The organism is Brevibacterium pigmentatum (assembly GCF_011617465.1).
Classification (GTDB): domain Bacteria; phylum Actinomycetota; class Actinomycetes; order Actinomycetales; family Brevibacteriaceae; genus Brevibacterium; species Brevibacterium pigmentatum.
In genome coordinates this window covers 2726571-2739904 of the sequence record NZ_CP050153.1, presented here as the reverse complement: position 1 = coordinate 2739904, position 13334 = coordinate 2726571, and the positions used below count along the sequence as shown (strand labels likewise).

At 61.4% G+C, this 13334-nt stretch carries 22 protein-coding genes; all 22 read left to right on the top strand.

Annotated features, from left to right (window positions below; translation table 11 throughout):
- Positions 1-100: 100 nt before the first annotated feature.
- The 22 genes from GUY30_RS12420 (at position 101) to GUY30_RS12320 (ending at position 13333) form a co-directional block, all read left to right on the top strand.
- A complete protein-coding gene (locus GUY30_RS12420; protein WP_167198007.1) occupies positions 101-265 on the top strand; it encodes a hypothetical protein in 165 nt (54 codons plus the stop codon).
- Positions 266-958, top strand: coding sequence for a hypothetical protein (locus GUY30_RS12415; protein ID WP_167198004.1), 693 nt, complete (start codon positions 266-268; stop codon positions 956-958). It abuts the gene before it with no gap.
- Positions 958-2235, top strand: a complete 1278-nt coding sequence (locus GUY30_RS12410; RefSeq protein WP_167198001.1) for a replicative DNA helicase — start codon at positions 958-960, stop codon at positions 2233-2235. Before GUY30_RS12415 ends, GUY30_RS12410 begins: the two co-directional genes overlap by 1 nt.
- Positions 2236-2377: 142 nt before the next feature.
- Positions 2378-2605 (top strand): hypothetical protein, encoded by a 228-nt coding sequence (locus GUY30_RS12405; protein WP_167197998.1) that lies wholly within the window; start codon positions 2378-2380, stop codon positions 2603-2605.
- The gene (locus tag GUY30_RS12400) at positions 2598-2831 is read left to right on the top strand and encodes a hypothetical protein (RefSeq protein WP_167197996.1); all 234 of its coding nucleotides are present in this window, start codon (positions 2598-2600) and stop codon (positions 2829-2831) included. Before GUY30_RS12405 ends, GUY30_RS12400 begins: the two co-directional genes overlap by 8 nt.
- Entirely contained in the window at positions 2828-3220 is a 393-nt protein-coding gene (locus tag GUY30_RS12395; protein ID WP_167197993.1) for a hypothetical protein, read from the top strand. The genes GUY30_RS12400 and GUY30_RS12395 overlap by 4 nt, the downstream gene beginning before the upstream one ends.
- A 114-nt stretch (positions 3221-3334) precedes the next feature.
- The gene (locus GUY30_RS12390) at positions 3335-3511 is read left to right on the top strand and encodes a hypothetical protein (RefSeq protein WP_167197990.1); all 177 of its coding nucleotides are present in this window, start codon (positions 3335-3337) and stop codon (positions 3509-3511) included.
- A 64-nt stretch (positions 3512-3575) separates the two neighbouring features.
- A complete protein-coding gene (locus GUY30_RS12385) occupies positions 3576-3878 on the top strand; it encodes a hypothetical protein (RefSeq protein ID WP_167197987.1) in 303 nt (100 codons plus the stop codon).
- Between the two features lie 210 nt (positions 3879-4088).
- The gene (locus tag GUY30_RS12380) at positions 4089-4310 is read left to right on the top strand and encodes a hypothetical protein (protein WP_167197984.1); all 222 of its coding nucleotides are present in this window, start codon (positions 4089-4091) and stop codon (positions 4308-4310) included.
- A gap of 1 nt (position 4311) precedes the next feature.
- Positions 4312-4947 carry a hypothetical protein gene (locus GUY30_RS12375; RefSeq protein ID WP_167197981.1) on the top strand — a complete coding sequence of 212 codons (636 nt, stop codon included), beginning with the start codon at positions 4312-4314 and terminating at the stop codon, positions 4945-4947.
- Positions 4944-5204 (top strand): hypothetical protein, encoded by a 261-nt coding sequence (locus tag GUY30_RS12370; RefSeq protein WP_167197978.1) that lies wholly within the window; start codon positions 4944-4946, stop codon positions 5202-5204. Before GUY30_RS12375 ends, GUY30_RS12370 begins: the two co-directional genes overlap by 4 nt.
- The gene (locus GUY30_RS12365) at positions 5201-5524 is read left to right on the top strand and encodes a hypothetical protein (RefSeq protein ID WP_167197975.1); all 324 of its coding nucleotides are present in this window, start codon (positions 5201-5203) and stop codon (positions 5522-5524) included. The genes GUY30_RS12370 and GUY30_RS12365 overlap by 4 nt, the downstream gene beginning before the upstream one ends.
- A 167-nt stretch (positions 5525-5691) precedes the next feature.
- Positions 5692-5820 carry a hypothetical protein gene (locus GUY30_RS18055; RefSeq protein ID WP_266096026.1) on the top strand — a complete coding sequence of 43 codons (129 nt, stop codon included), beginning with the start codon at positions 5692-5694 and terminating at the stop codon, positions 5818-5820.
- A complete protein-coding gene (locus GUY30_RS12360) occupies positions 5817-6017 on the top strand; it encodes a hypothetical protein (protein ID WP_167197972.1) in 201 nt (66 codons plus the stop codon). The genes GUY30_RS18055 and GUY30_RS12360 overlap by 4 nt, the downstream gene beginning before the upstream one ends.
- Positions 6014-6169, top strand: a complete 156-nt coding sequence (locus tag GUY30_RS12355; RefSeq protein WP_167197969.1) for a hypothetical protein — start codon at positions 6014-6016, stop codon at positions 6167-6169. The genes GUY30_RS12360 and GUY30_RS12355 overlap by 4 nt, the downstream gene beginning before the upstream one ends.
- Positions 6166-6381 (top strand): hypothetical protein, encoded by a 216-nt coding sequence (locus tag GUY30_RS12350; protein ID WP_167197966.1) that lies wholly within the window; start codon positions 6166-6168, stop codon positions 6379-6381. The genes GUY30_RS12355 and GUY30_RS12350 overlap by 4 nt, the downstream gene beginning before the upstream one ends.
- On the top strand, positions 6374-6535 hold the full coding sequence (locus GUY30_RS12345; RefSeq protein WP_167197963.1) for a hypothetical protein: 162 nt from the start codon (positions 6374-6376) through the stop codon (positions 6533-6535). Before GUY30_RS12350 ends, GUY30_RS12345 begins: the two co-directional genes overlap by 8 nt.
- Positions 6532-7161: a hypothetical protein gene (locus GUY30_RS12340; protein WP_167197961.1), complete on the top strand. Its 630-nt coding sequence runs from the start codon at positions 6532-6534 to the stop codon at positions 7159-7161. The genes GUY30_RS12345 and GUY30_RS12340 overlap by 4 nt, the downstream gene beginning before the upstream one ends.
- 815 nt (positions 7162-7976) lie before the next feature.
- Positions 7977-9470 carry a phage terminase large subunit gene (gene terL, locus GUY30_RS12335; protein ID WP_228281314.1) on the top strand — a complete coding sequence of 498 codons (1494 nt, stop codon included), beginning with the start codon at positions 7977-7979 and terminating at the stop codon, positions 9468-9470.
- A 15-nt stretch (positions 9471-9485) separates the two neighbouring features.
- Entirely contained in the window at positions 9486-11036 is a 1551-nt protein-coding gene (locus tag GUY30_RS12330) for a hypothetical protein (protein WP_167197959.1), read from the top strand.
- A gap of 12 nt (positions 11037-11048) precedes the next feature.
- Complete coding sequence (locus tag GUY30_RS12325) at positions 11049-12101, top strand: phage minor head protein (RefSeq protein WP_167197956.1); 1053 nt, start codon at positions 11049-11051, stop codon at positions 12099-12101.
- Positions 12098-13333: a hypothetical protein gene (locus GUY30_RS12320; protein WP_167197954.1), complete on the top strand. Its 1236-nt coding sequence runs from the start codon at positions 12098-12100 to the stop codon at positions 13331-13333. The genes GUY30_RS12325 and GUY30_RS12320 overlap by 4 nt, the downstream gene beginning before the upstream one ends.
- The last annotated feature ends 1 nt before the right edge of the window (position 13334 follow it).

The window sequence follows — 13334 nt, the reverse complement described above, 5'->3', positions numbered from 1 at the left end:
GCCGACAAGCCACCGCAGTCGTCCAATCATGGCTACCCGCAGACGAAGCACGAGACGTCCTCGAAACCCTCGGACTGCTCCCACCACGACCAGGGAGGGAATGACAATGGAAAACCTCACCGCCATCGAAGCAACCAAACGAATCTCCCTCGCCCAGTCCATCCTCGGACACCGCCTGCCCAACGCTCGCACCGTCGACCTCGCCATTGCAGCCCTCGAGGGGGCACAGATCGACGAACTCGTCGGACTCGAGGAGGCGGCATAAATGCCGTGGGGCAAGATCGACGACAAGCTCTACTCGTCACCCAAATGGATGACCGTCAGCAAGGGCGGGAAAGCCCTCTGGGTGTCTGCACTCTCATGGTGCATGGCGCAACTGACGGACGGAGCGGTGACGAAGCAGACATGCTTCATGCTCGGAGCGTCGACGAAGGACGCACGTAGCTTAGTTGAAGCGGGCCTATGGGACGAGACCCCAAACGGCTACCAATTTCACGACTGGCTGGACTATCAACCATCACGTCAACAGGTGCTCGCAGAACGTGAAAGCGCACGTCAGAGGCAACAAAGGGCACGGGACAAGGCTTCATCGTCACGCAAACGTCACGGCGTGACTAACACCGTGACTCACGGCGAAGTTCAACCGTTAGTCACGGGTGATGTCACGGTCCCCCCGACCCGACCCGTCCCGACCCCTATAGAGAGTGCGACCGGTCGCAAGCGACCAGCACGACCACTCTCGCCCGACTGGGTGCCCACAGACACTCATCGGGCCAAAGCCTCAGAACACCGAATCAACCTCCCTGCCGAGGTTGAGAAGTTCCGAAATTGGGCTGAGTCGAAAGACGAACGCAAAGCCAACTGGAACGCAGCCTTCACCAACTGGCTCATCCGTACAGCCGAACAACAACCACGACCACCGCAGACTGACCTCTGGTCAAAGGAAGGACCATTCTGATGAACGAACCCACCAGCACCGACGAAGCCGAACTTTCCGTCCTCGGCTCCATCCTCATGACCGGCGGCAAAGTCCTCGAAGAAATCACCCTCACTGCCGACGACTTCGCCAGCCCCCGCAACGCCCGAGCCTTCGAGCTCATGCAGGCGCTCTGGGCCAAGGGTCAGGCCGTTGATCTCGTCTCCACCGGATCAGCTATCGCCACATCGAACGCTGAGACGAAGCGACTCCTCGAACCCGCCTACCTGGCCAAAGCCATGCACAACACCCCCACCAGTGCGCTCATCGGCCAATACCAATCCATCACCCGCGAACACTCCATCCGGCGCCGCCTCATCAACGCAACTACCGCGATCAGTCAAGCCGTTAACGAAGTCGATGACATCAACCAGGTCATCGAAGTCGCCCGCAAAGCAATCGACGATGCTGGGAACGTCAGCACCACCGAAATCCGATCCATGGCAGAAGTTGAGGCTGAAACCATCGCGGAACTCAACGCACCACCGAGGTTCACGGTCACCCCATGGCAGGATCTCAACCACCTCATCGGAGGATGGCGACCAGGAGCGCTTTACGTCATCGGAGCACGCCCGGGCAGCGGTAAGACGCTCGTGGGCCTGCAGGCGGCCGTGAACATGCTCCACCGCGGATCGGTGCTCATGTGCACCCTCGAAATGTCGCAGTCAGAAATCCACAAGCGCGTGTTCTCCCAGCTGCTCCACATTCCGCTGGGCAACATCCTCGACTCGAACATGACTCCGAACGAGTGGGAGCGGCTGACGAATCGCAAGGCCACGAACCGTGATCGGTTCTACGTGGACGACAACCCTGCCCAGACCGTTGAAGGCATCCGAAGGCAGGCACGGACCATCCAACGCCGGCACCCGCTGTCGATGATCGTCGTGGACTACCTGCAGCTGATGGAATCGACGGGCAAGAGTGACAAGAAGCGCCACGAGGAAATCGCACGCTGGACGAGAGCGCTCAAAGTCATGGCGAAGACGTTCGACGTGCCCGTCCTAGTCCTGTCCCAGCTCAACCGTGAAAGCGCCCGCGGTGGGAAGCCCACACTTGCGGACCTGCGCGAATCAGGTGCGATCGAACAGGACGCTGACGTGGTGCTGTTGCTCCACCGGGACGAAGAGAGCCCGGACGAACTCAACATGCTCGTGGCGAAGAACCGGCACGGCATGCGAGAAGCCATCACGTTGCAGTGGGAGGGCCACTTCGCGTCCGTGTCCGACCGGCACTGGCGACCAGCGATCGAGGCAGCATGATCCGTCTCATCGAGTACCTCATCACCCGCCGGCGACTCACCCAAGCGCACCGAACCTCACCAACCATCAACCCCGAAACGGAACCTCACCAACCGCGTGTCGGGGCTGGGAAAAGTCTCGTGGGTCGGGATGGAATCGAAGCATGGGAGACAAAGTGACCAACCCAATGCCCGGCAACCCGTACGCCCAACAGTTCAACAAGATCGAGGCGAGCGACGAGGCCGAAGCCACTCTCGCCCTAGCTCATGAGCAGCGGACGGCAACCCTGGTGAACGTGGTGCGCATGTATGCCGACCTGGGCATGGGTGACCAGGCGGCCGGGATCATCGTCGCAATCACTAACCGACTTGGAGGATACGACCATGAGTGAGAAGTACACCCCCGACGAGGCTGAGCTTATCGGCTGCTACGCCGGAGCCATGGAAGAACAGGCCGGCGAAAACTACGCGACGGCCAAGGCGGATGCTGAGCGCGGGATCGCGAAGATCAAAGCGGATGCGCTGAGGGAGTTCGCTAAGGAGTGGGGAGACGGGCGAGAGGGATTCCCGCACTTCCCTCTCATGGAACGTGCCGACCGGATCGAGGAGGAAGCATGAGTGACACCGTGAAGTCGTGGGTCGAGGAGCGGCAGGCAATCCACGCGGCAGCAACAGACGGACCCTGGTACAAGACCCCGAACGACCGAATCCTCAGCGAAAGCGTGCACTGGCCCGAGGGCGACGACTACGACGTGGCAGGAGGGTTTGGCCGCGACGGTGCCGTTGTCGAAGCAATCCACGACTTCGACGGCAACGCAATCGTGGACGCTCACAGCATGTTCCCTCGCGCCCTGGACGCATTGAACGCGGTACTCGAACTGCACGTTAAAGAGACGGGCGGAACACCAGATGGTGGTGTGGCTGACGTGTGCTCATGCGGCGTTAGCTACTGGCCTTGCCCGACTGTTCAAGCAATCGAAGGAGCAATCAATGGTGAGCGAGGATGACATGCCGTTCAGGTGCTCACGGTGCGGCGCATTCGTCGGGCAAGAACGACTGCATGACGCTGACGACTTCGGCCCAGCACCATGCAAACCATGCAAGCGAAAGGGGTATTGGCAATGACTGACCACGACAACCTGCGGGACAGGATCAAGCACCTTGTCGATGAAACCGACGACGGCGAATCCGCCGCCCAGGCAATCATCGACGACCTGCACCTTGAGTCGTACCCGTTCACTCGACACGACGGGCACACGACAACACACGTCCACGGATGGATGGAGCCACGACCATGATCGAAGACCAGCATGAACGCCCCCGCGGCCACCGCACCATCGTGCCCACCGGATACTTCCCAGGATGGAGAACACCATGACCGACAGCGACTACATCAACCGCGCATTCCGCCCCCAGCCGGGCCGGAAGTACTGGAACCACCTCGCCAAGCACACGAGAGGCGAATGGCACCGTCACTGGCTGCTGACGAGCGGGCAGTACATCAAAACCAGTAACCCCGACATGCGCAAAGGCTACGGATGGAAGATCGTCGGGGAACCGGGGCCGGAACTGGTGAAGCTGGGGAGCCGCACCTGCCCGCCACCACACCATCGTGGTTCAGCCGCCGACGTGGAACGCCACTGGCCAGGATGTGGGCACGAATGAAGTCCTACGACCGCTGGCTGTACCAGCGTTACCGGCGCAACCTCCACCGGCCCGAACGTCCCACACGAGCCCGCCCCGACGTTCTCGCATGGTGGATAGCAGCGCCGCTCCGCACTCTCGCATGGGCACTCAACCAACGATCCAGGAAACCCTGACACACCGGCGTGTCGTCCCTGGTAACTCTCCCGTGTCCGGCGTTTAGCTTCGGGTATGAAGATCCAATACGTTTCGGAGCTGACCGCCGACCACATCGGCTCCACCGTCTCATTCCCCACCTGGTCCGCCCTCGGCTACTGCCGCAGAGGCACCCTCCACGCCATCCACACAGCCACCCCAGGCACCATCACCCTCCAGATCAACGACCACCTGCACACAGTCCCGCTCGGGGCCAGAATCGACGTCCTCGACACCGTTGAACTGCGAGGAATGTGACATGGCCGTCGACAAGAGCAACTGGGATCCGAAGAAGTGTCAGGCCGAGTCGAAGAAGCGACCTGGGGACCAATGCCGCAACTACCCTGTCCGCGGTCTCCGCGTGTGCCTGCGCCACGGTGGGGGATCGAAGAAGGCCAGGGCAGCCGCTAGCCGGAACCTCGAGCAGGAGAAACTCACCCGCGTCGCCCGCAGGTTGGGCACACCCCACGAGAACCTTGACCCTGCGCAGGCGCTCCTCGACCTCGTCGCATCCAAAGCCGGCGAAGTCGAATGGTTGCGGCACCAAGTGGAACTCCTCGAAACCGACGGCGACCTCTGGTGGGGTGAAACCAAGGTCGTCGGCAAGGACAACCCCGAGTTCGGGGAACAGTTCGAACGCACCGAGGAAGCCCGCCAGCACGTCGTGTACACGCTGTTGCACAAAGCCCAGGACCAGCTCGCCCGGTACGCGGCTGAGACGTTGAAGGCCGGCGTCGACGAACGCCAAGTCAAGCTTGCGGAGCAGACGGGCGCCCAGTTCGAAACCGTCCTCACATCCCTCCTCACCGCCATCCAAGCCACACCCGAGCAGATGCAAACCGCGGCCACCGAGATCCCGCGGATCCTCCGCAACCTCGCAGGGAGCGGCAAATGACCATCCAACAAGTCATGGCGCAACGGCAACGCCTCCAACGCGCAGCAGGACTCCTGGCACTCGAATACGACCGACTCGGGCGCACACCGGACGGCTGGAGCATCGCCCACCACCAGGAGGTGATCGCAACTGAGGCGATCGAGCAGGCCGAAAACATGGCCGCAACCGGGGCAATGCTCTGGACTCACGCGGCCAGCATGATCGCCGAAAAACTCGAAGAGAACATCACCGGATTACAGAAAGTGAACACACCATGAGCAACAACATCGACCGCAAGTACACCTTCGACCTCGACAACCAGCCAGGAATCGCAAACAAGGCCATCAGCCGAAGCCAGATCCGTGCCGCCATCGAAGCCCTCGGCCTCGACCCATCAGCAGTCACCGAACTCCACATGCAACACGACGCGATCACGATCACCGCGCTCATGAAGGACATTGAAGGGCACCGAGTTCTTGGAGCGCCCGACGCGGTAGCCCCTGACGACGACCTAAGTGGATTCCTCAAGCACACATACACGGCAAGGATCTGCGACGACAGCGAAGCCGCGAAGATCAACAAACTCAGGGAAGGGTGACTGGTCATGTGCCGCAAGGTGAAGTACCGCGACATGATCGCCGCGAAACTCCAACTGGCGAAGATCCAATGGAAAGACAAGTCGCATCGGCCCGACCTCGAGCAGCGGGCATACAAGTGCCCACACTGCCGCTACTACCACTTGACACACAAGGCCAAGGAGAGCGTATGACCCCCGTATTCCTCAGCCCAGATTGCCGAGACGGCAATGACCGCAAGTGCGACCTGCAAGCCTGGGACGACATCAACGACGAACCCACCGAATGCGGATGCGACTGCCACCAGGAGGATGAATGAAGATGCTGCCGAGATTTGAGCCGAGCCCGTTGATCGAGGGGCTTGCTGTGCGCCTGGCGAACTGGGTTCTCATGAACTTCACATCAGAGCGATACCAAGGACTCCTTGACGGCACGATCCAGTACGGATTAGCCGCCGCAAAGCGTGATGCCGAAGAAGGCCGCGATGCCCCGACCGACTGGCAGGAGGACGCATGACGGGCAAACCGACAAAGACCGGCACCACGTGGCCCATGACGCACACCGAGCGCGACCTCGCCCAGGCGGAGGCTGACCACTGGCAGAGCGAGTTCCTGGACGCACTGCGCGGGATGCAAGCGACCGCAAACGACGCCAAGGAGGACGCATGAAGCCCGGCCACGAAGACTGCACCCACGAGACCGTCGACGAGAAGGTGCTATGCGAACGCGAGGCCAGGACGACCATCATCTGCCTCCACGACCACCGTGAACCCGTGTACACCTCCGACGGCATCGGCGGGACCGCTGTTGGTTTCCACTGCCACTGCTGCGGCAACGCGTGGAACGACCACGCCTACATCGAAAGGGGACCACATGCCTGACTACGCCGAGATCATCCCCGCAGACGATCACATCGAACACACAGACGGCGAGAACTGCGTCTGCGGTCCACACGTCGAATTCGCGCCCGACGAGCACGGAGACTTCTGGATCATCACCCACCGATCCCTCGACGGCAGAGAGGCACACGAATGAGCTACCCACACCCAGGCTTTCACGCCGCGCTCACAGAAATCCCCGGCCTTATCGGGGAACTCCGCGGCTACCTCGAACCAGGACGATCAGGCACCACCGGACGGGCAGCACCCGGAGCGAAACTCACCGCGCCCATCCAACTCGGACCAGTCGACGACGCAGACGACCTCTACGCCACACTCCGCGAGCACGCCGCCTGCATCGCAGACGAGCTCGGAACGAAACCACCCACCACAATCGCCTGGGCCAAAAACCGAGAAAACGGGCTACCAGCCAACACCCCACCAGAAACCGCATTCGCACAATCCCGTACCCTCGCACGCTTCATCGAACACCAACTCCCCATGGTTCGCGATAATGACCTCACTGAAAGTATCCAACGCGACATCATCAAACGATGGTTGAAGGCAACCAAGAAATACCCTGCAGAAGCGCCCCGCCAGCACCTTCCAGTCAGATGCATCGCCTGCGAAGTGATGCTCGTGTACATGCACCCACCCCGATCGTTCGGATTCGACGAAACGTTCGTCTGCGAGTCCTGCGGCAGGTGGCACACGGAAACCGAAATCGCCGAACAGCGATTGCAACACCGAGCTGAGCAGGCAGCGAAGGGGCGAGCAGCATGACGAAAAAATGGGTGACAATGCAGGAAGCAACCGAACTATTCGAAGTGTCCCGCTCAACTGTCAACAGGTGGCGCGAACAGTACGTAATTCGGGAAGCCCGACTTTCCCGCCGGCTACCACTCATGATGTGCGTCGAAGACATTGCGAAAGCGGAACTACAGGCGCGGAAAAAGAACCCGGTGATACGGTGAGTCGCTTCTTCCCGATGGGACAATCAAATGTTAGACTAGCGTCAGCGGGTAAATTACATCCGTGTAGTTCAGTGAGGAACTGACTTGGACTGGAAACCAACTCCCCGATTCTATGCAGCGGCCCGCTTCGCGAAACCCATGCCGAAACGAGTGGGCTACCCGGAAGAAGAATTCCTGCCCGAAGTGGTAGACGAATTCCACGCCGTACGCATGGGCACGGTCGGTGGAATATACAAACCCCTCACGAAGATCAACGTCGACGATCGAGTGAAGGCTGCCTGCGGGACTCTCGTCGAAGTCCAATATCCACTCGCGTTCAACCCTGACGAAGACGGTGCCTGCCCCAAATGTGCACGCAAGGTCCGGCAGGACGAACGAGAACGAAGAAACCGGATGCCAGTCAAGTATCGGACGGAAACCCCAGACTGACCGCATCCGCCCCCTAATCGTGGTGGGGTGTTTGTCACTTTTCTACCCACCACCTGAGACCCCCGTAGAAGCCGCGCTGCTGCTGGCTCCGGGGGTCTCACCCTTACCAACCACAGCACCGGGCTCGCTACCTTGCCGCCGTGGTTCGAGTTTCCCGTACTCGTTTAAAGCGGGGTCAACTTCATGGAGGTGAGCATGTCGGTCGACTGGATGACAGCACTGGCCGATAAGCTCGAGTCGCAGGGCCAGGACTTGCACCGCTGGGAAACCCCTGGCGAACTAGCCCGAGCGATTGAACCGAATACCGTGCAGACGCCTGCGCTCGATGTCATCGACCAAGCACTCGTAGATGTCGAAGCAGGTCGCAACGACCGGCTCATCCTGAACCTGCCACCCCAGGAGGGGAAGAGCACCCGCGTGACCACGTTCGGGCCACTCTGGTTCCTCACCCGCAACCCTGACCGTCGTGTCGCAGTCGTGTCCTACGCCCAAGACCTCGCCGAAGAGTTCGGACGAAACATTCGCAACCACATCGAGGACAACCAAGGCGACGAAGGCTCACTCGACCTCGGGCTGCGCATCGCCGCGGACAATAACGCAATCCGTCGCTTCCGCATCGCCGGCCGTCAAGGTGGCGTCCGTGCAGTCGGACTATCCGGTGGACTCACCGGTAAAGCAGTGGACGCGCTATTCATCGATGACCCGATCTCAAACCTCGAACAAGCGTTCTCCAAAACCTACCGAGAGCGTGCATGGAACTTCTGGACCTCCGTTGCGAACACGCGTCTCGCACCCGGCGCGCCCGTAATTCTGGTGCTCACCCGATGGCACGAAGACGACCTCGCAGGGCGGCTCCTGAAGGCCGAGGATGCCGACCGCTGGCGAGTCATCAACATTCCCGCCCAGGCAGAAGAGAACGACCCCCTTGGCCGCAAGCCGGGGGAGTGGTTGCAATCGGCTCGCCGCCGCACTGTCGAGCAGTGGGAGCAGATCAAGACCGCTGTCGGGCCGAAGGTGTTCCAGAGTCTCTATCAAGGAAACCCCACGGTCGACGATGGTGGCGTGTTCCCGAAGGAGTGGGAGCGCTACGAGCAGCCGATGTGGGTCGAGAGGCCCGATGGGGTACGAATCGTCCCCGGTCTCGCAGAGAATGGCTACGAGGTCGCCCAGTCCTGGGATCTCACTTTCTCCGACACTGACGGTTCAGACTTCGTGGTCGGGCAGACATGGCTGCGCGTGGGTATCAACGCCTACCTTGTCGACCAGGTGCGCGAACGCATGAACTTCAAGACGACAGTGGACGCGATCAAGTCCATGTCGGCACGCTGGCCCCAAGCCACAATGAAGCTTGTTGAAAACAAGGCCAATGGCCCTGCAGTCATCAACGCATTGCAACACTCAATACCCGGCCTCGTCCCGGTCGAACCGCAAGGCTCGAAGATGTCGAGAGCATCAGCGGTGTCCCCGCTCGCGTTCTCGAAGAACATCATTCTCCCGTCGTCACAGCTATTCCCTGGCGTGGATGACCTGATCGAAGAGGCGAGAGCCTTTCCAGACGGAGTTCATGACGATTGTGTGGATGCCCTCTCGCAGGCAATCAATAACCTGCTCCTTCATCCGCTCATCGATCAGGAACAGCTCGTCGCTGAGGAGTTCGCCGACGACGCTATCCCTATCAGCTACTTCTAACCGAACGGAGGCCTCATGGGTATTCGCAATTGGCTCGGCCTCCAAGAGTCCACGGACCCGGAAGTGAACCGGCTCAAGGGTGAAGTCGATACCCTGTCGTTCCGTCTCGAGGAATCGTACGAGCAGCTATCCCGCATGTTCGCCGAGGACGCCGGGTGGTCGAAGCTCGGTGACCAGACGGAACGCGACCTCTCACCTGAGGGTCGCAAGCAGGCCGCGCAGGCCTGCAGGGTCATGGCCATCGCGAACCCCTTGATCGCCCGAGGGATTGCCGTCCGCACCGGGTATATCCACGGCAACGGCGGCATTGGTGTCGTTGCCGCCGATGGCAAAGAGACGGGCACGCAGGACGTGAACACCGTCATCCAAGCTTTCCTTGACGACCCGGGTAACCGGGCCGCGTTCACTGGCCACCAGGCACACGAGCAGCTGGAGCGCCAGTTGTCGACGGACGGTAACATGTACGCGATCCTGTTCACCGCGCCCGATACTGGGTTCGTTCGCGTTCGCACTCTCGACCCGCTCGAAGTCACGGACATCCTCACTAACCCCGAGGATGCATCCGAACCGTGGTTCTACCGTCGCGACTACGTTGAAACAACGATCGGTGAACGCACCGCGAAAGTCACCACTCGTCAGAAGACCACCTGGTATCCGGCGCTCGGGTATAACCCGACTCGGAAGTTCCCAGTCATTGACGGCAACCCCGTCGACTGGTCCGCCAGCGTGCACCACACAGCCGTCAACAAGGTCGGCAAGTACGGCATCGGAGACGCCTACGCCGCCCTACCCTGGGCTCGCGGGTACACGGGTTTCCTTGACGACTGGGCAAAGCTCACCAAAGCCTTGTCCCGGATCGCTTGGAAGATGTCGGGCAAGAAGAACACCGCCCAGCAGATGCGCTCCCAGCTCAACAGCCTCACTGAGGCTGGTGGCATCGTCGGCGGGGACGCGGGCACACAACTCGAGGCCGTCCCGAAGACTGGCGCCACTATCGATGCCGAGTCGGGCCGGCCGCTGGCCACGATGGTCGCGGCTGCGTTCGGGATCCCTGTCACGACGCTCATGTCCGACCCCGGGCAGACCGGCGCACGTGCTGTCGCGGAAACCCTGAACCAGCCAACACGGTTGCAGATGCAGGGACGCCGTGACGTGTGGACGGAAACCTACCGGGCCATCCTCAACCACGTCATCGATCAAGCCGTCCTCTCGCCCCGCGGACCTCTCAAGGGCGGGGTGAAAGCAGACCCGTACACGGGCCGGCAGGAAGTTGTCCTCGGCAACGAAGACGACCGCACGATCACGTTCACCTGGCCGGAACTCGACGACACTCCCATTGACGTCATGGTGAAAGCCATTGTCGATGCCGACGCAACACAGAAGCTCCCACCGTTGGAGACGATGCGGCTCCTACTCCGTGCACTCGGAGTCAGGGATGTCGACGAGATCCTCGACCAGTTCACCGACGACGCCGGCAACTTCATCGACCCAAATATCAGTGCCGGGGATGCGGCCGTGGATGCGTACAACCGGGGCGAGGATCCCGCAGCAGTGCTCAACCAGTAGAGGAGGTTCGGCGTGGCCATCACAGAGTTGACGCTACGTCGGGCCGCCGAATTGCGAGCCATGGTCGACGACTATGTTGACGCCTCCACCCGGGCACTCACTGCCCGCTGGGCGCAAGCCTGGCAGGAAGTTGCCCAGGAGTGGCAGGACACGATCGCCGTCATCCTCGCGAAGAAGGCTGCGGGCGAACCGCTCACGCCGGCGCAGATCACGAACCTGGCGCGCACTCAACGAGCGTTGGCGATGACCGCGGCGAAACTGCGTGAACTCGCAGCCGAGCTCGGGCCACTACTCGAGGATTCGGTGCGCGAAGTCGTCGAACGCACCGCGGATCTCACCACCGCTGTTGCGGCGTCCCAGATGCCGCCCGTCGATTCGAAGCTGCTCCCGTCGTTCACGCGTGTCGACCAGTCGGCACTTGAACAGATCATCGAACGGTCCCTCGGTCAGATCCACGCCTCATCACTGCCGCTGTCGGATGAAGCTGTCGACGCGATGAAGAGTGCACTGATTCGCGCAGTCCCCAGTGGCTGGCATCCGGACAGGGCAGCACGGGAGATGCTCAAACGGGCACGCTCAGGGTTCAACGGGGGACTCACACGGGCGCTCAGAATCGCCCGCACCGAACAGTTGGATGCTCATCGGGCTGCGAACCGGGCACAGAACATCGCCAACCCGACTGTGACCGCGGTCGTGTGGCATGCAGAACTCTCGTCTCGCACGTGCCCGTCGTGCATTGCGAAGCACGGAACCGAATATCCACCCGACACCGAAGGCCCGTTCGATCACCAGAACGGCCGATGCACGTTCATCCCCAAAACAAAGTCGTGGCGCGACCTCGGATTCGACATCGACGAACCACCCGACATCATCCCCTCGGCAGAGGACTGGATAGCGAACAACCCTCACGACGCTGTTGCCGCCCTCGGTCCCGACCGGTACCGGATGCTCCAAGACGGGCAGATCAGCCTTGCCGACATGGCCCGCCGTGTCGACAACCCCGATTGGCGTCCCTCGTATCAGGCAACCCCACTCGCAGACCTCCGCAGGAAGGCGAACCCATGACCATCGCAATACTCCGAGAAAAGGCCACCGTCACCCCGAAGGCGGGTGGGCGCGCCAAGATCGGGATCATCACACCCGGTGCAGGATCGAGCGGCGTGTACCCGAAAGAAACCATCGAGGCCGCCGGGCGAGACAAGGTGTTCCCCAAAGGAACGCAGATGTTCTTCAACCACGCCACCGAAGCCGAGGACTGGTCCCGCCCCGAAGGCGACCTGCACAACCTCGTCGGCATTCTCACCGAAGACGCCCACTGGGACAACGAATCCGGCGGGCTCGTCGCCGAGGCGAAGATCTTCTCCCACTGGAAGCCCATCATCGCCGACATGGCCGAAGACATAGGCGTGAGCATCCGCGCATCCGGGGAAGTCAGCGAGGCCGGCGGTGAGCGTGTTGTCACGAAGCTCACCGAGGCACGGTCCGTCGACTTCGTAACCAAGGCCGGACGCGGCGGTCGAGTCATCGAGGTGCTCGAGTCTGCGCGATTGCACGAAGGCGTCAATGACGAGACTCGTCAGCTCCTCCACCAGGCTGTGCGCGCCGCCAATGGCGACCGGTGGTGCCACGTCACCGACCACACCGACTCCACCGTGTGGTTCAACGTCGAAACCGATCGCGGCGGGAACTCCACATTCGAGCAGAAGTACACGCGCAACGGCATCACGATCGCACTCGAAGGCGAACCCGCTGAAGTCGTGCCGACCACCGTGTACGTCCCCAAGACCACCCCAGCCCCGGTTGGGAATGGAAATCAGGAAACCAATCCGAAGGAGGCAGCCAGCATGGCTGACACCGAGAACACCAACCGGGTCGACGAAGCCGACTCGAAGAAGCCCACCCCACCCAACAGCGGGGGTGGCAACGGCGGCGGCAGTGAACTCGAACGACTCCGCAAGGAGAACGCCGAACTCAAGGCTGAAATCGCCCGACTCAAGGCCGCCAAGGCGAAGGAAGCCCGCCGAGCCGAAGTCGAGAACGTCGTCGAGGAAGCATTCGACGGAGTCGACCCCGGCATGGTCAAGGAGCTGCTCATCGACCGACTCGCCGAATCCGACGCCGCCGGGGACGACCTGATCAAGGAGGCCCGGACGTTCGCCGAGGACTACAAAACCAAGACAGCCGGTACCGGTCAGGTTCGTGGTCTGGGAGAGTCCCGACCCATCACCACCGACACCACTGCCACCGAATCCGAGCTGCCGTCGTACGACGAACTCACAGCCCTGAAGGGAGCCTGAC